18 protein-coding genes are annotated in these 17,603 nt (G+C 45.7%); 9 read left to right on the forward strand and 9 right to left on the reverse strand.

Translation table 11 applies throughout. From position 1 onward, the window contains the following. Nucleotides 1-8 precede the first annotated feature (8 nt). The 6 genes from ATH33_RS02780 to spoIVB all read left to right on the forward strand — a co-directional run bounded on the left by ATH33_RS02780 (nucleotide 9) and on the right by spoIVB (nucleotide 6,197). Entirely contained in the window at nucleotides 9-821 is an 813-nt protein-coding gene (locus tag ATH33_RS02780; RefSeq protein ID WP_037993838.1) for a TlyA family RNA methyltransferase, read from the forward strand. 58 nt (nucleotides 822-879) lie between these two features. Further along, nucleotides 880-1,395 carry a hypothetical protein gene (locus ATH33_RS02785; RefSeq protein WP_052186639.1) on the forward strand — a complete coding sequence of 172 codons (516 nt, stop codon included), beginning with the start codon at nucleotides 880-882 and terminating at the stop codon, nucleotides 1,393-1,395. Between the two features lie 29 nt (nucleotides 1,396-1,424). Then, nucleotides 1,425-2,327 (forward strand): NAD(+)/NADH kinase, encoded by a 903-nt coding sequence (locus ATH33_RS02790; protein ID WP_049719947.1) that lies wholly within the window; start codon nucleotides 1,425-1,427, stop codon nucleotides 2,325-2,327. After that, entirely contained in the window at nucleotides 2,305-2,754 is a 450-nt protein-coding gene (gene ahrC, locus ATH33_RS02795) for a transcriptional regulator AhrC/ArgR (protein WP_037993835.1), read from the forward strand. The genes ATH33_RS02790 and ahrC overlap by 23 nt, the downstream gene beginning before the upstream one ends. 13 nt (nucleotides 2,755-2,767) lie before the next feature. Then, nucleotides 2,768-4,474, forward strand: a complete 1,707-nt coding sequence (recN, locus tag ATH33_RS02800) for a DNA repair protein RecN (RefSeq protein WP_037993833.1) — start codon at nucleotides 2,768-2,770, stop codon at nucleotides 4,472-4,474. A 181-nt stretch (nucleotides 4,475-4,655) separates the two neighbouring features. Then, nucleotides 4,656-6,197 carry a SpoIVB peptidase gene (gene spoIVB, locus ATH33_RS02805; protein WP_309485129.1) on the forward strand — a complete coding sequence of 514 codons (1,542 nt, stop codon included), beginning with the start codon at nucleotides 4,656-4,658 and terminating at the stop codon, nucleotides 6,195-6,197. Between the two features lie 371 nt (nucleotides 6,198-6,568). On the opposite strand, the gene ATH33_RS02810 is transcribed toward spoIVB, so the two are convergent. The 6 genes from ATH33_RS02810 to ATH33_RS13500 all read right to left on the reverse strand — a co-directional run bounded on the left by ATH33_RS02810 (nucleotide 6,569) and on the right by ATH33_RS13500 (nucleotide 12,018). After that, on the reverse strand, nucleotides 6,569-7,081 hold the full coding sequence (locus ATH33_RS02810; RefSeq protein WP_049719950.1) for a M57 family metalloprotease: 513 nt from the start codon (nucleotides 7,079-7,081) through the stop codon (nucleotides 6,569-6,571). Nucleotides 7,082-7,256: 175 nt separating this feature from the next. Further along, nucleotides 7,257-7,937 (reverse strand): DUF7847 domain-containing protein, encoded by a 681-nt coding sequence (locus ATH33_RS02815; RefSeq protein WP_037993829.1) that lies wholly within the window; start codon nucleotides 7,935-7,937, stop codon nucleotides 7,257-7,259. Nucleotides 7,938-7,955: 18 nt separating this feature from the next. Continuing rightward, nucleotides 7,956-8,783, reverse strand: a complete 828-nt coding sequence (locus tag ATH33_RS02820) for a BAR domain-containing protein (RefSeq protein WP_121874033.1) — start codon at nucleotides 8,781-8,783, stop codon at nucleotides 7,956-7,958. A 19-nt stretch (nucleotides 8,784-8,802) separates the two neighbouring features. Further along, nucleotides 8,803-9,777: a hypothetical protein gene (locus ATH33_RS02825; protein WP_181733370.1), complete on the reverse strand. Its 975-nt coding sequence runs from the start codon at nucleotides 9,775-9,777 to the stop codon at nucleotides 8,803-8,805. Between the two features lie 606 nt (nucleotides 9,778-10,383). After that, nucleotides 10,384-11,655, reverse strand: coding sequence for a glutamate/aspartate:proton symporter GltP (gene gltP / locus ATH33_RS02830; RefSeq protein ID WP_121874035.1), 1,272 nt, complete (start codon nucleotides 11,653-11,655; stop codon nucleotides 10,384-10,386). Nucleotides 11,656-11,880: 225 nt separating this feature from the next. Beyond that, a complete protein-coding gene (locus tag ATH33_RS13500) occupies nucleotides 11,881-12,018 on the reverse strand; it encodes a hypothetical protein (protein ID WP_156473318.1) in 138 nt (45 codons plus the stop codon). 190 nt (nucleotides 12,019-12,208) lie between these two features. On the opposite strand from ATH33_RS13500, the gene spo0A reads away from it, so the two are divergent. Beyond that, nucleotides 12,209-13,009, forward strand: coding sequence for a sporulation transcription factor Spo0A (gene spo0A, locus ATH33_RS02835; RefSeq protein ID WP_037993823.1), 801 nt, complete (start codon nucleotides 12,209-12,211; stop codon nucleotides 13,007-13,009). Between the two features lie 30 nt (nucleotides 13,010-13,039). Here the strand turns inward: spo0A and ATH33_RS02840 are convergent, their stop codons facing one another. Both ATH33_RS02840 and ATH33_RS02845 read right to left on the reverse strand, forming a co-directional pair. Further along, nucleotides 13,040-13,279, reverse strand: a complete 240-nt coding sequence (locus tag ATH33_RS02840; RefSeq protein ID WP_037993821.1) for a hypothetical protein — start codon at nucleotides 13,277-13,279, stop codon at nucleotides 13,040-13,042. A 17-nt stretch (nucleotides 13,280-13,296) separates the two neighbouring features. Next, entirely contained in the window at nucleotides 13,297-14,238 is a 942-nt protein-coding gene (locus ATH33_RS02845; RefSeq protein ID WP_232335027.1) for a superoxide dismutase, read from the reverse strand. A gap of 175 nt (nucleotides 14,239-14,413) precedes the next feature. Between ATH33_RS02845 and ATH33_RS02850 the strand changes: the two genes are divergently transcribed. Further along, nucleotides 14,414-14,980, forward strand: coding sequence for a TetR/AcrR family transcriptional regulator (locus ATH33_RS02850; protein ID WP_049719955.1), 567 nt, complete (start codon nucleotides 14,414-14,416; stop codon nucleotides 14,978-14,980). A gap of 131 nt (nucleotides 14,981-15,111) precedes the next feature. Further along, nucleotides 15,112-17,250: an MMPL family transporter gene (locus ATH33_RS02855; RefSeq protein WP_062842955.1), complete on the forward strand. Its 2,139-nt coding sequence runs from the start codon at nucleotides 15,112-15,114 to the stop codon at nucleotides 17,248-17,250. 75 nt (nucleotides 17,251-17,325) lie between these two features. Here ATH33_RS02855 and ATH33_RS02860 read toward each other — a convergent pair whose 3' ends face one another. Next, nucleotides 17,326-17,586 carry a DUF2627 domain-containing protein gene (locus ATH33_RS02860; RefSeq protein WP_037997453.1) on the reverse strand — a complete coding sequence of 87 codons (261 nt, stop codon included), beginning with the start codon at nucleotides 17,584-17,586 and terminating at the stop codon, nucleotides 17,326-17,328. Between the last annotated feature and the right edge of the window lie 17 nt (nucleotides 17,587-17,603).

Consider the following 17,603-nt stretch of genomic DNA (forward strand, 5'->3'; position numbering starts at 1 on the left):
GGTTGAACGTGGAAAAAAAGGAACGCATTGATACTTTACTGGTTCAAAAAGGCCTGTTTGCAAGCCGTGAACAGGCCAAACGATCCATCATGGCCGGACTGGTTTATGTAAATCAGGAACGGATCGAGAAAGCAGGAACCAAAGTCCCGGTGGATGTGTCCATCGAGGTGAAAGGGCAACTTCACCCTTATGTCAGCCGCGGCGGATTAAAGCTGGAAGAAGCGGTGAAAACATTTGGCATTGATTTGAAAAACCGCGTCCTTTTGGATATCGGGGCTTCCACCGGGGGATTTACCGATTGTGCGCTGCAAAACGGTGCAAAACAGGTGTATGCCATTGATGTCGGCTATGGACAACTTGCTTGGAAATTGCGGCAAGACCCGCGGGTGATCGTGATGGAGCGGACGAACTTCCGGTATGTCAAACCGGAACATTTGACAGGGGATATCCCTGACTTTGCCGTGATTGATGTTTCATTTATTTCCTTAAAGCATATCTTTCCCAATTTAAAAGACCTGCTCAGCCGCGGCGGGGAAGTGGTGGCATTGATCAAACCCCAATTTGAAGCTGGCAAAGAAGAAGTCGGCAAAAAAGGGATTGTCAAAGATCCCAAAGTGCACCGGAAAGTTTTGATGAATACCGTGAAGCTGGCCGAATCCCTGAATTACCGGGTGGAAGGAATCACGCCATCCCCGATTCAGGGAGGAGAAGGAAATATTGAATTTCTGGGATATCTCACTTTCCCGAAAACCCGGGAAAGCAACATCGATTGGGAAACCAAGATAAAAGAAGTGGTGGATGAAGCGCACGAGCGGTTTTGATGAATTGAAAAAAGGGTTCACCCGCATGACTTCGAATTAGTAGGTAAAGGAGGGGGGAATGGTGACCCGACCGGGCGATACCCTTGTACTTTTTCTGCTAATCGGAGTCATCTTTTATTTAATTTGGAAAAAGTTATTGGACTTATACCCGAAAAAGGAAGAACCGGATGAAGAGATTGAGGGTGAAGTTCCGGACTTGTTGCGGCAACAAGGATATGAAGTGGTGGGGGAAAAAGAGAGGATTCCGTTTGACATCGATTACGGTGGACGCCAGTATGCCAGCCGGTTGTTCATCGATTATGTCGCCCGCCGCGATGATGCGTGGTATGTTGTGATTGTCGCAAGACCACGCAAACCCATCCGGGAATCCGGAGCCGGATTGAGGGACTTTTTCCTGCCGTATTATTTGTTGTACCGTCCGGATGCCATTTTGTATGTGGACCGCGAGCAGGGAACGATCAAGAAGATCGAATTTGACATACCGGATGTCTCCTTTCAAAAGCAAAAACATGTTTTGTTTTATTTGGCACCGGTGATATTGATCTTGTTCGCCGCTCTGTTTATATTATTATGATTGCAACGTGGTTATTGGGGTGGAAATGGTTGAAAACAATCGGGATTAAAGTAAATCGATCCAAACCGAAAGCTTTTGCGGTTGCAGAGAAAATGAAACGGGAATTGGAAAAAAGAGGGGTTGATGTCTGTTTTGAACCAGATATTGCAGCTGACTTGGGATATCCCGACTTGGGGCTTCCTTTGGAGGAATTCGCCAACCGTGTCGAACTGGTCTTTGTCCTGGGCGGCGACGGAACCTTGTTGGGGGTGGCCAGACAGTTAGCGCGGTATCAAATCCCGATTCTCGGTTTTAATTTGGGAAATCTGGGCTTTTTGTCCGAAGCGGAAACCGGCGGTCTGTCCGAAGCGATTGAACGGGTGCTTTCCGGGGATTATGTGATCGAATGCCGCCTGATGCTTGAAGCGGAAGTCATCCGCAACGGCCGTGTGATTGAAACCGGGGTTGCGCTCAATGATGTGGGGATCGCCAAAGGCTCTTTCGGCCGGATGATCACTTGCACAGCGTATATGGACGGGAATTTTCTCGGAACCTATACAGGTGATGGGGTCATTATCTCCACGCCGACCGGTTCGACTGCCTATTCCTTGTCCTGCGGAGGGCCGATTGTCTATCCGGGAATCCGGGCATTGCTTTTGACGCCGATTTGTTCACATACATTGACTTCCAGACCCATGGTTCTTCCGTCTGAATCGGTCATCGATATCCATGTTTCGGCCGTTCACCGGGAGATGGGCATCACCATCGATGGTCAGATCGGCTATTGTTTGAAGGAAGGAGATATTGTCCGGGTAAAGCGTTATAAGCACTCCGCTTTACTGATCAAATGGCAGGATCGTTCATTTTTTGAGGTGGTACGCCAAAAACTGCAAGGCGAGAGTGTGGATGTTAGCAGGGTAGGTGGAGAACATGAAGGCACAGCGCCATATTAAAATCCGTGAAATCATTTCAAGCAAAGAGATTGAAACACAAGACGATTTGGTCGCGGAATTGAAAAAAGCGGGTTTCAATGTGACACAGGCAACCGTCTCCAGGGACATTAAAGAATTGCATCTGGTGAAAGTTCCGACAGCCAGCGGGGCATATAAATATTCACTTCCCACCGGGGAAAAACGTTTTGATCCGTTAAGAAAATTAAAGCGGACACTTCAGGAATCTTTCGTGAGCATCGATTACAGCGAAAACCTGGTTTTGCTCAAAACCTTGCCCGGTAATGCCCAGGCTGTGGCCGCTTTGTTGGATCATTTGGATTGGGAAGAGATGATGGGAACGATTGCAGGGGATGACACCATATTGATCATTTCCCGGACCAAAGAGCAGGCACCTCAATTAATGCAGCGCTTCTTGGATTTGCTGTAAGGAGGCGGTCGGGATGCTGAAGGAACTCGTTATTCGCCACTTTGCCATCATTGAAGAGGTGCATATCGCATTTGACCATGGGTTTCATGTGTTAACAGGCGAAACGGGCGCCGGGAAATCCATCTTGATTGATGCTCTGGGCTTGGTTGCCGGCGGCAGGGCATCTGCGGATTTTGTCCGCCATGGAGAAGGAAAAGCCGAAATCGAAGCGGTGTTTGAACTGGATCAAGAGCATGCTGCACGGGCTCCGCTGGTGGAGTGGGGATTTGATGAGGAAGAGTTGGATCAAATCATCATCCGCAGAGAGATCACTGCGCAAGGGAAAAGCACCTGCCGGATCAATGGAAGAGTGGTCACGCTGTCCTTGCTCAAACAAGTCGGACCCCGTTTGATTGACATCTCCGGACAGCACGAGCACCAATCATTGCTGAAAACGGAGGAACATTTGGAGTGGCTGGACCATTTCGGCGGCGAGGAAATTCTTTCATTGCGCCGGCAATATGAAGAGATATATGTTTCTTACGATAAAGTAAAGCGCCAATTGGAACAATTGCGAAAAAATCAGAGGGATTTGGACCGGCGTTTGGATTTGCTCCGTTTTCAGGCCGATGAAATTGAAGCAGCTCAGTTGACCCCCGGGGAAGAAGAAGCTTTGGAATCGGAACACAAACGTTTGGCTTCCGCCGAGAAACTGATGGTCCACAGTGCGAAGGCATATGAATACTTAAACGGTGAACAGGGAGGCATCAGCCTCGTGCAGGAGGCGATATCCCATTTAAGCCAGATTTCCGAAGTGGACGAGTTTTTGGAAAATGTGGCGGAACTGGCCCGGTCGGCCTGTTACCAACTGGAAGAAGCGGCAATTGAAATTGCCCGCTATCAGGACAGTTTTGAGTTCGATCCCAAACGCCTTTACGAGGTGGAAGAAAGAATCCATTTGATTCACCAATTAAAACGCAAATATGGGGACAGCATTGAAGAGATTTTGGCTTATAAAGAACAAGTGGACCAAGAACTGCATGAGCTCGAAAATCATGAGGAAATTGAAGCGGAACTCAGCGCAAAATGCCGCCAATATGCGGAGCAATTGAAAGAATTGGCGCAAAAGCTCACATCGAAACGGAAAAAAGCCGCATCTGCATTGGAAACCAGAGTGGAGCAGGAATTGAAGGATTTAAATATGGGGTCGACCGTTTTTCACGTCGCCTTTTTTCCGGAGCCTTACCGCCATGACGTTTTTTATGCTCACGGGCAGGATCAAATTGAGTTTCAAATTGCCCCCAACCCTGGCGAACCGTTAAAGCCGCTTGCCAAAATTGCATCCGGGGGAGAATTGTCCCGGTTGATGCTGGCGCTCAAATGTATTTTTACCGAAGTGAACCGGAATGATACATTGGTCTTTGACGAGATTGACACGGGAGTGAGCGGCCGCGCAGCGCAAGCCATTGCGGAAAAAATTGCGTTTTTGTCGAACAGGCATCAAGTCCTGTGCGTGACTCATTTGCCCCAAGTGGCTTGTATGGCGGACTGCCATATGTACATTGCAAAAGAAGTATTGCAATCCAAGACAAGGACAAAAGTGGAGAAGCTGGACATGGAAGGTCGCACGGTTGAATTGGCGCGCATGCTAGGCGGCGTGGAAGTGACCAGTACGACCCGGAATCACGCCCGGGAAATGATCCGGCTGGCTGAAGAACAAAAGAAACAATATGTGAGGTGAGTGCCTTTAACCCAGGTGTTAAAGGCTTTTTTGTTTTTTAATTGGCATTTGGTTTTTCAGGGAACATGTTCATGAGCAGGAATGTTTTGAAGGACATAAAAGGCCGGTGAAGCGGTTACCTTAAGATTAGTAAGCTGCACCTTTCAAAATTGGCGAAAGGGAAGGCGGGAAGCTCAGGAGAGTGGTAAGATTGCAAAGCAAAGGGAAACGAAAATGGTTGGGATTTCTCCTGGTGCTTCTCCTGATGTTGGGAAGTACTACAAGTGTCTTTCAGCAATGGATCCAATTTCCACATGAGATCCGCCTTTTTCAGGGTGAATCAAAACAGCTTCCTTTATCCATGCCTGCCACCGCTACTGCCAGTGTATCCGATCCCCGTATTCTCCATGTGAACGGATTCCGTCAAGCTGAGGTTCCGGTGGATCTCAAAAAGCCTGTCACTTTATTTACCAACACAGCCGGAAAGACTTGGCTGACCCTGAACTTATTTGGTGCATTCCCGATTAAAAAAGTCCAAGTGAATGTTTATCCCCGGTTAAAGGTGATCCCCGGCGGACAATCCATTGGAGTGAAGGTTTATTCCAAAGGAGTGATTGTCGTCGGCCACCATCGTATCCAGACCAGCGATGAAAAGGTGGATTCACCGGCTGAAAAAGCTGACATCCGGATCGGCGATTATATTGTGGCCATGAACGGAAAGCCGGTCAACCGGGTGCAGGATGTGGCCAAAGAAGTCGAAAAATCGGAGGATAAACCGATCCGGGTCACACTGATACGGGAAGGAAAACAAAAAAACACCACCATTCAGGCACAAAAAGATGCCAGGGAAAACCGTTACCGCTTGGGGATTTATATCCGCGACTCCGCGGCCGGGGTGGGAACGCTGACCTTTTATGATCCTGAAAAACATGTGTACGGGGCACTGGGACATGTCGTGACAGACGTGGATACCGGACTGCCGATTCGTGTGGGGGAAGGAAAGATTGTCCAATCCAATGTGACCTCGATTCAAAAAGGGGAATCTGGTGAACCGGGTGAAAAAAGAGCCATTTTCTTCAGGGAAAATCAAGTGTTGGGGAACATCCGCCAGAATACACCGTTCGGGATTTTCGGGCAGATGAATGAGGCCCCGGCTAACGGAAAATACCAAAAACCGATTCCGGTTGCTCTCGCTGATGAAGTGAAAGAGGGCCCTGCCAAAATCCTGACGGTGGTTGAGGGGCAAAAAGTGGAGGAATACAACATTGAAATCGTGCATGCCATCAAACAAAAATTTCCGGCGACCAAAGGATTGATCATCAAAGTGACGGATCCCCGGTTATTGAAAAAAACCGGCGGCATTGTCCAGGGAATGAGTGGAAGCCCGATCATTCAAAACGGAAAATTAATTGGGGCAGTAACTCACGTGTTTGTCAATGATCCAACTTCGGGATATGGAACTTTTATCGAATGGATGTTGCAAGATGCAGGGGTGATTCAATCAACAGCGGCTACACATCGTAGCCGCTTTTTTCTCTTCAGGATCGATCCAGTTGTTTTAAAAGTTGATCTTTCGTCTGAATTTGTTGAAGGGCCGCATCCACGTGCTCAGCAGCAGAAACCCGGTTTCCATCCAAAGCAAATTTCCCTTGATAAGCGCCCACGATCACGTAGCTGGGATCATTTGTCACCGGACCTTCGTATTTTTTCAATAACAAAACATACGAGTCATCCGCATCCATGACTTCATTTCCTTCCACGGTAAAATTCATATTTTTCTGTACACCACCGGTTTCCAAAATGGATATGACTTTTTGCGGAGCGTTCCCTTCATAGACCTGATCAATTTGAAACGAAGTCAGGGTAAACGGAACCCGGTCATAGAAAAAACTTTTTTGCCCGGAAAGAGCCTTGCCCTCCACGATTAAATCAGCTTCTTGCTGCATTTCTTTCACACTGGAATACATTTTGTTCAAGGACACACCCACTTCCACCTCTTTCGGTTGGAAGAAAGAAACATAGATCCCGGCCGCCGTCAACAAAGCAAGACTTGTGATCCCGATGGAATAAAGAAGGTGTTTGGACTTCCTCAGCATAAATAAACCTCCTTAAAAATTAATAAATGGCATTCACTCCGCTGATGTCATCCTGGGTCGGGGAATAAACCGTTCTCCCGTCATTGCTGTACATGACTGCTCCACCGGGTCCCAGCCGGTCTTCATGGGCAAGACCGATCGCATGCCCCAGTTCGTGCGTGATGACTCCTTTTCGAACCTGAGAGGAATAACTGTCGGTATAATAACGGTTGATGGAAATATCCATTTGGTAAACCGTGCTGCCTGAAGCGGAAGTAACGGTGCAAAGGCCGCTCCAGGAAACATTTCCATAATTGCCGGCCTCCGTGCGAATCCCGGCACTGGACCCTCCGTAACTGAGATTTACATCCGTCCGGCTGCTCCATTCCGCAGCGCCGTTTTCGCACTGTGTCGTATAGTCGCCTCCCATATCGCATTCATACGTAATATTGCTGCTTGACCATCTGTAACCCCACAAATTGTAAGCAAAGGCCGGAGTCCATGCCAGCAGGGTGACCACAAACAAACTGAGGACTACCAATTTTTTGGCCAAGAAAAACCCTCCTTATAAAAATATTCTGACTATATAATTGGCTACAAAGGAGGGAAAACCTGCTTTTTTATATAAAAAAATTCTAATTCAAAATACTTTTATACAAACAAAGAGCAAACCAACAAGAAAAAAAAGGCAAGAATCCATTTTCGGAATCTTGCCTTTGAATTTGGCTTCAAATTGCTGAGTCGGGTTGTTCTTTCCAATCTTGGTATAACAAGCCGGTGGCAAAAGTGACAAGCGGAACAAACAACATATTGACCAGCATGACCACGGATGCCACCACGAGGTAGCGGTCGGTGAATAAGAATGTGATCGATTGGACGATCCACTCGACAGCCAGCTCCACGATCAAGAAGCCAAAAATAATACCACACAGTTTCCAGAAATTGCTTTTGCCAAATTGAAAGGCTTGCTTGAAGCCTTCCCACCATTTTTTTTCGTCCAGGACCACGGCAAACGGGAAGGCATTAAACAGAACCATCAAAACAAATCCCGGGATAAGCAGAAGGAAAGTTCCGGTGACCACTCCCAAAGTATAGAGAACGGACATCACAAAAACGACAAAACCATATTGCCAAAAGCTCCCGTATGCACTCGAAAACTCAATGTATTCCCGTTTCCGGTAACTGTCCAAGATCTTGATAAAGGGAATTTGGACCAGTGATCCGGCAATCAACATATTGATGCCGTAGAACAAATCAGCGATATGAATCTGAGGTAACCAATAATAGAAATATAAATAGTTGTTGATGAGTATACACAGAAACTGGATTGGAACGATCACGATCAAACCCAGCATTAAAATCTTGCCAAATTCTTCGCGATACAGTTGAAACGAATCCCGAATGAGCATTTTGTCCTCCTTCAACATTTAGTCTCTGGGGTTGCGAATACTTTCTATTTGTTCTTTCCTTTTTGATTCACTGGATTTTTCTCTTGAAACATCTGCTTTGAATTTTTCGTACTCCATCATTGTTGCTTGATCGGCATTCAGCCATTTATGCAGTTTATTCAGCCGCATATAGGAAAATTTTTTCGAGAGATCCAGAAAAGAAATGGATGCTTTTAGTTGCTTCATGAATTTTGTCCGTTCTTCTTCCGTTTCAATCTGCACTTCAAATTGTTTTTTCATATTCTCCATCATAAGACGGTAATTTTCGTCCACTTTATCGTGGAATTCTTTTGTAACAACATAATCTGTCGTCAATTCAGTGTAATATTTTTTTGCGTTTTCCACGACTTCTTTCAGCTGATCCTGTGTTTCAAACATGGTATTGGGGATGGAACAAAAGACATCATATCCCTTTTGAAAAGCGGGATCATTGGAAGCATGGACCGTATCTGCAAAAGAATCCAACAGGGATTGCAACTTTTTCCACACCCCCATCGGTCTTTTAGACCAGTCGGAGCCATAGGCAAGAACATTTGTCAGTCCGGTTTCAACTCCGGAAAGATAAAGATAAACATCTATACAATCCTTATGAAGAGGTAAAGTACCATCTTCTTTAACAATTAAAAAGCCAGTTATATTTTCTTTAGAATAGCTGTAAGTTGCAAAATAGAATGCTTCATCATTTATAACCGCCTTTTGGGGGAATATATTAAATTGTTCTCCATCTTTTAAGTAGCCTTTTGCCACAGTTTTAATCAATTCCGGTGGTTCCGGATTGGGTCTGCCTTTTAATTCTTCCAAATTCATTGTTTTAGCCCTCCTTTGTTTAACCGAAAAGTTTGTTCCAAGCCGATTTTACACCATTCTTCACGGCGTTAACCCCTTTTTTCGCCAAATCAACGGCTCCTTGTGCCATCTTTTTGATGCCTTCCCGATGGGTCCAAATGGCACTTCCAGCCCATAATACCGTACCGGCAGCGGCTAAACCGATTCCCCAAGGAGTGGGTCCCATCAAGACTCCTGCCGAAATCAGACCTTCACCGAAACTTCCCACAGCTTTGATGGCTGCATCCCGGGCTTCGGCACCTTTGCCGGCTTTCCAATTTTTGTAGGTGTCAATCAGATTATTTCCTGTATCGATAGCGGCAACACCAATGCCAACCCAGCCGAGACCTTTGGACAATTTAGAAACGGAACTGAGTTTCCCGATTTGACTTTGAATTTCTGCAGCCTGTGTTAAAGATGTATTTGCTGAAACTAATTGTCTTTCTAAACTTTGAATGGTTCTCAAATCTTTATATTTATCCCAAACTTCTTTGCCCTTTTCTGCCCCATCCCAAGTATCAATAAAGATTTTCCCGGCGGACCCATCTTTAAAAACCAAGTTTCCCATGGCTGACCGCGGGATTTTCACTATGTTGCCGTAAACGGCTCCTTTGGGGGAGATTTCATCAATCGGATTGTAAAGATAAGGTTCAATGGAAGCGGCTTGTTCTTTGGCAAAGTCATTGATCACAAATTTCATGACTGTCCAGGGATCCGGACCGTCGTTTTTCTTTTCGTTTTTGGATTGCGGTTGTTGTTTTTGCTCCGGTGTTTCCACTTTGGTGTTTTCATCGTTGATCTTTTTTTGCTCTTCCGGTTTCGGCCCTTCCTTCGGCTTGTAAAAATGGTCATCGACCGAAGGAACGTTGATGCCGCCTCCTTCGGCGTGGGAAATCGCCGGTGACAATGGAATGACAATTCCGATCATCATGCAGATGATTGCCATCAGCAGGCGGCGGGGGATGTTTTTTCGCATGTGACGCATACACATGGTTACGGAAAACAAAAGCAGAAGGATGGATTTTAAACCGTTTCCTTCGCTGGCGCAAGTATGTATGTAATTTGTTTTCCGTAACAGATTCACCTTCCTTTCATGGATGTGTTTTCATGGCTGTCATAACAGACAGAATGAACCCGGAGGTTCACTCTGTTTAAGCAATATTTCGATTTATTTGCAAACCGGTTTACGGTTTACAACCTATGTAAATAATTCATAAATCATAGCCAATTATACTTGTTTTTGTAATATTCGATTTAAAACACTCTTGTCTATATTGTTAATTCTTCTTTAAAGACGATTGAAATGGATGATTTAAGGGAAAAATACAAATTTCTTTCAACATATTTTTTTATATTAGCATATTTTGACTTGGAAGGGTAGGGATGAGGGGAGAAATCAGGAAGGAAATTTATTAAAAAGGAGTAAATCAGATAAAGTTATTAATAATTTCATTCCATGGAGTTTAAATTGCATCTTTTACGGTCAGATGCTGTCGGTTGGAGATTGCAAGGGGAAGGGGAAGGTGTTATGTTATGAGTCGTTTCAATCAATGAAAAAGACTGCTGTTTGAACGCAGCAGTCTTAGGCGGCATTTTTGATTTCTTCAAAGTAGTCTTTGGCTTTTTTCTCGTTAAATTGTTTTTCCCATTTGGACATGACAACCGATGCCAAAGAATTGCCCAGGACGTTGACAACCGTACGCATCATGTCCATAATGCGGTCGACGCCGGCGATGAATGCCAATCCTTCTGCCGGGATGCCGACAACATGCAAGGTGGCTAACAGGACCACGAAGGAAACTCCCGGAACTCCGGCAATTCCTTTGGAGGTTATCATAAGTGTGAGCAAAAGGGTGACCTGTTGGGTGACAGTCAAATCAATGCCATACATCTGGGCGATGAAAATGGCGGCAATGGCTTGATAAAGCGTGGAACCGTCCAAGTTAAACGAATAACCGGTTGGAATGACAAACGAAGTGATCGCTTTCGGGCAGCCAAACCGCTCCATTTTCTCCATCAATTTTGGCAAAACGGCTTCCGAGCTGGAAGTGGAGTAAGCCAAAATCAATTCGTCTTTTAAGATCCTGACCAAATGAAAAATGTTGACTCCGACGATTTTCGCGGTAAGCCCCAAGACCACGACAATAAAAAAGATCATGGTCGCATAAACCAAGATCACAAGTTTGCTCAATGGAATCAAGGATTCGATCCCAAACTTGGAAACCGTGACTCCGATCAGGGCAAAGACGCCAAAGGGAGCAAATTTCATGACGGTATTGGTGACATAAAACATGGCATCGGCGGTTCCTTGGAAAAACCTGAGCACGGGTTTTCCTTTTTCACCGATCGCGGCGATCCCAAGGCCAAACATGACGGAGAAAAAGATGATGGCCAGCATGTCGCCTTCCACAATGTCCGCAAACAAGTTTTCGGGGACGATTTGGACGACGGTGTCAATGAGCCCGTGTTCTTCCGTTTCTTTCGTGGTTTCTTGATATTGGCTGATATCGGTTTGCTCGATGGATTGCATGTCAACGCCCTTACCCGGTTGAAACACGTTGGCGGCGAGCAACCCGACAAGCAGTGCGATGGTGGTGATGATTTCGAAATAAAGAATGGTTTTTCCGCCGAGTTTCCCCAGTTTTTTAATGTCTCCGACACCGGCTACGCCGACGATAATGCTGGAAATGACAATGGGGATGACAATCATTTTAATGAGGCGCAAGAAAATGTCGCCAATGGGTTGCAGATATTTTTCGATATTCGGATTGCCGAAGAAAACGGCCCCGACAATGATACCCAAAATGAGCCCGATAAATATTTGCCATGCCAGACTGATTTTAACCTTTTTCATTCAATCACCTCGCAAAAAAATGACATGATTATAAATGTTTATGACTATTTATTAATTGATCTAGTAAATAAACGACAAATAATATGTTAAAAGAAATTTAAAGATGAATCAATCTTTATAACAATAATTGTATTTATTTGAATATAATTGTTTTTCAATCTATAAGTTTGGAGATAAAAAAAACCGGGAAGATATATCCCAGTTTTTTAACGTTGAATAATGAAGTTAAGTTGACGGGCGGTCCGGCCCTTCCAGCTTCTTGTTTCCAAAGCCGGCGGCAAATTCGGTTTCGGTTTTGTTTTGCTGTTTGGTTTTCTCGTTTTTTTTCTTTTGTTCCAAGCTGGAATTGGACGGTTTTTTCAAAGCGGTTCACTCCTTTCTAATTTTAATATGCAACTTTTTCGTGGTTTTACACCGAATTCGTTTTATGAAATTGTATATTTTTTTATTTTCTTAAAAATTATGCCCTCATCAAAAGGCGGAATGCAGGAAGTTTTGATTCTTTGTCGAATGGAAAAAATAAACTGTTTTGGACGATTGGGAGGGTCTTCCATTGAATAAAATCCGAGTGATCCTAGCGGATGATAATCGGGAATTTGCCGATTTGCTTAAAGAACATTTGAACGGGCAGGGAGATATTGAAGTGATCGGTGTGGCCCACCACGGGGGCGAGGTCATTGAAATGTTAAAACAGGAAATTCCCGATGTTTTGATCCTGGATATTATCATGCCTCATCTGGACGGGCTTGGCGTATTAGAACAGCTCCAGCAAATGGATCTGGAGTTTGATCCGAAAGTGATCATGCTCACGGCATTCGGCCAGGAAAACATCACGCACCGGGCCGTGGAACTGGGAGCTTCCTATTACATATTAAAGCCGTTTGATCTGGATGTGTTGACCCACCGGATCCGGCAGATGAAAGGCATTGCTTCCAAGCCGGCATTGGTGAAATCCGGCTCTTCCGTCCCGTCGGGAAAAGCGGCCTCCGGACAAAAAGCCAATAATTTGGATGCCAATATCACCAACGTGATTCATGAGATCGGTGTCCCGGCCCATATCAAGGGGTATCTGTATCTGCGTGAAGCCATTTCCATGGTTTACAATGAGGTGGAGTTACTCGGAGCGATCACCAAGTCGCTGTATCCCCGGATTGCCAAAAAATACAACACGACTCCGAGCCGTGTGGAACGGGCGATCCGCCATGCGATCGAAGTGGCTTGGAGCCGTGGGAATATGGATTCCATCCGGGAGCTGTTCGGTTATACAATTAACGTAACCAAAGCAAAACCGACAAACAGTGAATTTATCGCGATGGTTGCCGATAAATTACGCATTGAACATAAAGTCGGGTAAGCCGCCACTTGATCGTGGCGGCTTTTTTCATCAGCGGATTCGTACTTTTTCGGAACGGTCAATCCATAACCGGTGTTCTTTTCTCGCTTCGGTGATTTTTCGATAAAGGGATTCGGCTTCGGCATATCTGCGGGCTTTTAAAGCTTGGCGAAATCTTTTTTCCAGCGGTGCCACCACTTGTTGATGAAACATGTTTGCCCGGGTAGTGTACTTGGGTTTTGCAGGACGTTGTTCCTGCCGGTTTGTCGAAAGTCTTCTTTTTTTGCCCATCGGTCATTGCCTCCTTTTTAAGCAGGGGACCAGGTCACTTTCCTGGCGGTTGAAAAACGTTTTTTCACTTCAGGCCAGTAAACCACATTCCACCAGTTGTCGATGTATGCTTTGCGATTGTTTTTATATTTCAGATAATAGGCGTGTTCCCAAACATCTAGGGGCAGTAAAGGAATCACATCTTGTTGGGAAAGGTTTTGGTGTTTTTCCGCTTGCAAAATCTCCAGTCGATGTGCCCTGGGGCTCCAGACCAAAATGGCCCAACCGCTTCCTTCCACCTGTTCTGCGGCGCGGGAGAAGTGTTCCTGAAACCGTACGAAACTGCCAAAATCCATATCGATTTGGTTTCTGAGAGAGCCGGACGGTTCCCCACCGCCTTCCGGATTCATAATTTCCCAAAAGATGGTGTGCAAATAGTGACCGGCTCCATGGAAGGCCGCTTCCCGTTCCCAATGCTTCAACAAAGTAAAATCCCCTTCCTGACGGGCGGTTTGAATCATTTTTTCAGCCCGGTTCAGTCCGTCCACATAGCTTTGATGATGTTTGTCGTGATGCAGTTGCATGGTTTCCGCATCAATATATGGTTCAAGCGCATCATAGGGATAGGGGAGCGGAGGCAGTTGATGTTTTCCAACGGGAACGCGGGGCTCTTGCAATGGTTTGGGGGATTCCGGCGATTTCGGAGTTTTTTCTGCAAAAGAAGTTGTGATGGGCGAGGCAAGGTTTTGGAATTGTACGATGAGTTGCTGAAAAGTTTGGTAAAGGGTGTAAGGATCTTTAAAAGGCACTTGTCTTTCCAAATGGCAGATCTGTTTCCACAATTTTTGTCCGGCTTTTTTCTGGTGAGGATCGGTAATGGATTGCAGTTGTTGTTCCAGCCAGGTGCGGTAATATTGAATCATAAAGGCAAAAGACTGCTTCTGCAGATGGTTGAACCCATTCAGGTTTGGATGTATCATTCGCTCCATTCTCCTCCGCAAAGTTGTTTTTTCCACAATATGTGTAGTCGCCCAAAACCGTGAATGAAATTTGGGATAAAAAAGAGAATTTTAGTGTCGAAACATGTTAAAATAAATGGTTACAGTGTTGAGTGTTGGAATGTGGTGAGAGTTTGAAGTGAATGGAGGCGACAAGGTGGCTCGGGAACGCAAGTTTTCAACCGATGAATTGTTTCGTGAAACCAAACAAATTCTTCAATGTAAAGGTTATGACGCCTTTACCCTCAGCCGGTTGGCAGAATGTTTGAATGTATCACGCGGGACCATTTACAAATATTATGAGAATAAAGATGAATTAATTATGGCTTATATGATTGATGAAATGAATCGGTTTCTTGTGAAACTGAATGAAATGGAAACCAGGCAAGGTTTTTTCGCCCAGTTTGAATTTCTGTTGCACCTTTTATTTGAAAACGAAAATATTGATCAACTTATGGAGATCGGACAGCAAATTTCAGCAAGTACGAACAAAGTCAAAGAGAAAAAAGAAGAATTAAGTCGACTCCATTTAATGATTTATGGCCGCTTGCAACAATTAATCCAATTGGGGCGCAAAGAACAGGTGTTGAAAGAGGAAATTCCGGATGAACTGATCTTGGGATTTATTTTTAACTCTGTGGCCATTCCACGCGGTGAAGTCCCATGGGATCAATGGGTCAAGAGCATCGAGGAAATCATCTTTTATGGAATGGTTAAACGTTGAGAAGAATTCGTATATGTTTTTTGATTGACACAAGTGTCACCATTGTTTATGATCTTAAGTGACACTTGTGTCAATTTGCATTCAAAGTGACAGTATTGTTACTTTCATGGAAAGGGGAAAACGGATAAGCGATGCACAAGGTTCTGCAAGCAGTGACGGATCGTGTGACAACAAAGAAGGGAGTTTGGATCACGTTGGCCGTATGGCTGATTGCCGTGGTTCTGCTCGCCCTTTTTGCTCCGGGGGCAAAAGATTATGAGGTGAGCCAAGTGGACTCTCTCCCGGGGGAAGCCCAATCGGTCATTGCCCAAAAGAAACTAGATCAGTACTTTCGTCAGGACGGAACACCCGCCATTTTTGTTTTTCAGTCAAAACAAGGGGAATTGAAAGCCGAAGCGCTTTTGGAGTTGTTGAAGAAAATTGAGGGAGCGGATCCGAAGGGACTGGAAGCCGCCGTTCCCCTGCAAAACCTGCCTCCCCAGGCAATGATGGGATTTTTCTCGGATGACAAGACAACCGCAGTCCTTCCTTACATGTTTGATGAATCGCTGGAAACAAAAGAGATCAAAGAGGTAAGGGATCAAATTTTAGAGGTAGCCGGGAATCATCCGGATATTCAGCTTTATGTGACCGGACCGGCCGGAATCGCCGCGGACACACTGGATCTTTTCTCCAGAGCAGATCTGGTGCTTCTTTTCTCGACAATCGGGTTAATCCTTGTACTTTTAATTGTGATTTATCGTTCTCCATTGTTGGCCCTGATTCCGCTGATTGCCGCGGCATTTGTTTATGAGGCTGTGATGCAGATTCTGGGATTGATGGGGAAAGCCGGGCTGGTATACAGTAATCAGACGGTTTCGATTATGTCGATTCTCTTGTTTGCAACCATCACGGATTATTCTTTGTTCGTCTTTTCCCGTTTCCGGGAAGAACTGAAGGTGCATGAGGACAAATTTGCCGCCATGAAAGCGGCCATGAGAGGCACGGGAATGCCGGTCTTCTTCTCGGGTGGAACGGTTTTGGCCGCCATGCTTGTTTTGTTCTTTGCCCAGTTTGGGGATTACCGGAACTTTGCCCCGACTTTTTCCACGGCGATGGCGGTGGTCATGCTGGCATCCGTGACCTTGATTCCTGCTTTGTTTGCGGCTTTCGGAAGAAAGGCATTTTGGCCCAAAGTGCCTCGGGTCGGGGAAGCGAATATCAAAAACAACGCCATTTGGAGCCGGATTGGACATACGGTCGTCAAGAAACCGGGGGTTTTTGTGGCGGCCATCGGGATTTTTCTCCTTTTGTCGGCAAGCTATTTGGCGAACTTGAACTATGAGTTTGACACGATGAAATCGTTCCCGGAAGATATGCCTTCGCGCCAAGGGTATGAAGTGCTGGAGCAAAAGTTTGCCAAAGGGGATTTGGCACCGACCACCGTTCTGTTGGAAGCCGAGGAGAAGGTTACCAAAACGCAGATGGATTCCTTGCAACAGACGTTGGAAAAACAGCCGCTCGTCAGCCAAGTGCGTCCCAACGGAACGGACGAATCCGGAAAAGTGGTCCGTTTTCAGCTGACTTTTGACGAAAATCCCTATGCGGTGAAAACCATTGATGCCATGGAACAAATGGTCAACCATTCGGGGCAGATTTTAAATGAGAGCGGATTGAAAGGCAACTTGTACTTTGCAGGGGAAACCGCCCACAAAGTGGATGACCGCATCATCAATAACCAGGACACTTGGCTCATTGTCCTGTTGGAAACCATTTTGATTTTCTTGCTCCTGATTGTTTTGACCCGATCCTTTAAGATGCCGGTATACATGATGGGAACCATTTTGATATCGTTTTTGGCCGCGTTGGGGCTGGGAATGCTGTTGACCAAGTGGTTCTTCGGCATTGATTCCATCAGCAACCGGGTTCCGCTGTATTCGTTTGTGTTTCTGGTGGCACTGGGCATCGACTATAACATCATGCTGATGTCCAGGTTCCAGGAAGAGCGGAAAAATCACACCGTCAAACAAGCGATCGAAAATGCCGTGGCCAGCACGGGAGGGGTTATATCCTCCGCCGGAGTCATTTTGGCCGCCACCTTTGCGGTATTGATGACCCAGCCGATACAGCTTTTGTTTGTCTTTGGTTTCATTGTGGCTGTGGGCATTTTGTTGGACACTTTTTTAATCCGGGGCATGTTGTTGCCGGGCATGGTGGCATTGTTTGAAAAAGACAAAGCGGAGAAAGAGAAGGATCCTGCTTCCGCCGCCGGGCTTTTGGATAAAGCCTGAAGACGCGGCGGGGAGAAATAAAAAAAGAGGATGGGGGAAGAAACCCTTCATCCTCTTTTTTGTTCGCTCAAAAAGTTAAGAGGAAATTTTGCTTTTTTGACTTTTGAGCCGGTTTCTTTTTTTGTCATGGTGAAAAATGAAACCACCCAGAAAGGCGATGCTGGCCAGAAATAAGATGAGGGAACCGGTAAACGGCAACCAGGCAAAGGATTGGCCGGACAGAAAGTCGTGGAACATGTCGCGCATCCATTTCCAACTGTATGCGGCCGATGCTCCCGGAATGCACATGATAATGATGGCCAAGATACGTTGATACACAGGTTTTGATGGTTTCATCGATCCGGTCCGTCCTT

Origin of the sequence: Thermoactinomyces vulgaris, assembly GCF_003688725.1 — a bacterium.
Classification (GTDB): domain Bacteria; phylum Bacillota; class Bacilli; order Thermoactinomycetales; family Thermoactinomycetaceae; genus Thermoactinomyces; species Thermoactinomyces vulgaris.

Bases quoted from the DNA above. Each gene is read 5' to 3' on its own strand.
- ATH33_RS02840 (WP_037993821.1), bottom strand. From the start codon at position 13,279: ATGGGCAAAAAAAGAAGACTTTCGACAAACCGGCAGGAACAACGTCCT.
- ATH33_RS02855 (WP_062842955.1), top strand. From the start codon at position 15,112: ATGCACAAGGTTCTGCAAGCAGTGACGGATCGTGTGACAACAAAGAAG.
- ATH33_RS02845 (WP_232335027.1), bottom strand. From the start codon at position 14,238: ATGATACATCCAAACCTGAATGGGTTCAACCATCTGCAGAAGCAGTCT.
- gltP (WP_121874035.1), bottom strand. From the start codon at position 11,655: ATGAAAAAGGTTAAAATCAGTCTGGCATGGCAAATATTTATCGGGCTC.
- ATH33_RS02785 (WP_052186639.1), top strand. From the start codon at position 880: ATGGTGACCCGACCGGGCGATACCCTTGTACTTTTTCTGCTAATCGGA.
- ahrC (WP_037993835.1), top strand. From the start codon at position 2,305: ATGAAGGCACAGCGCCATATTAAAATCCGTGAAATCATTTCAAGCAAA.
- ATH33_RS02860 (WP_037997453.1), bottom strand. From the start codon at position 17,586: ATGAAACCATCAAAACCTGTGTATCAACGTATCTTGGCCATCATTATC.
- ATH33_RS02815 (WP_037993829.1), bottom strand. From the start codon at position 7,937: ATGCTCATTCGGGATTCGTTTCAACTGTATCGCGAAGAATTTGGCAAG.
- ATH33_RS02825 (WP_181733370.1), bottom strand. From the start codon at position 9,777: ATGCGAAAAAACATCCCCCGCCGCCTGCTGATGGCAATCATCTGCATG.
- recN (WP_037993833.1), top strand. From the start codon at position 2,768: ATGCTGAAGGAACTCGTTATTCGCCACTTTGCCATCATTGAAGAGGTG.
- ATH33_RS02820 (WP_121874033.1), bottom strand. From the start codon at position 8,783: ATGAATTTGGAAGAATTAAAAGGCAGACCCAATCCGGAACCACCGGAA.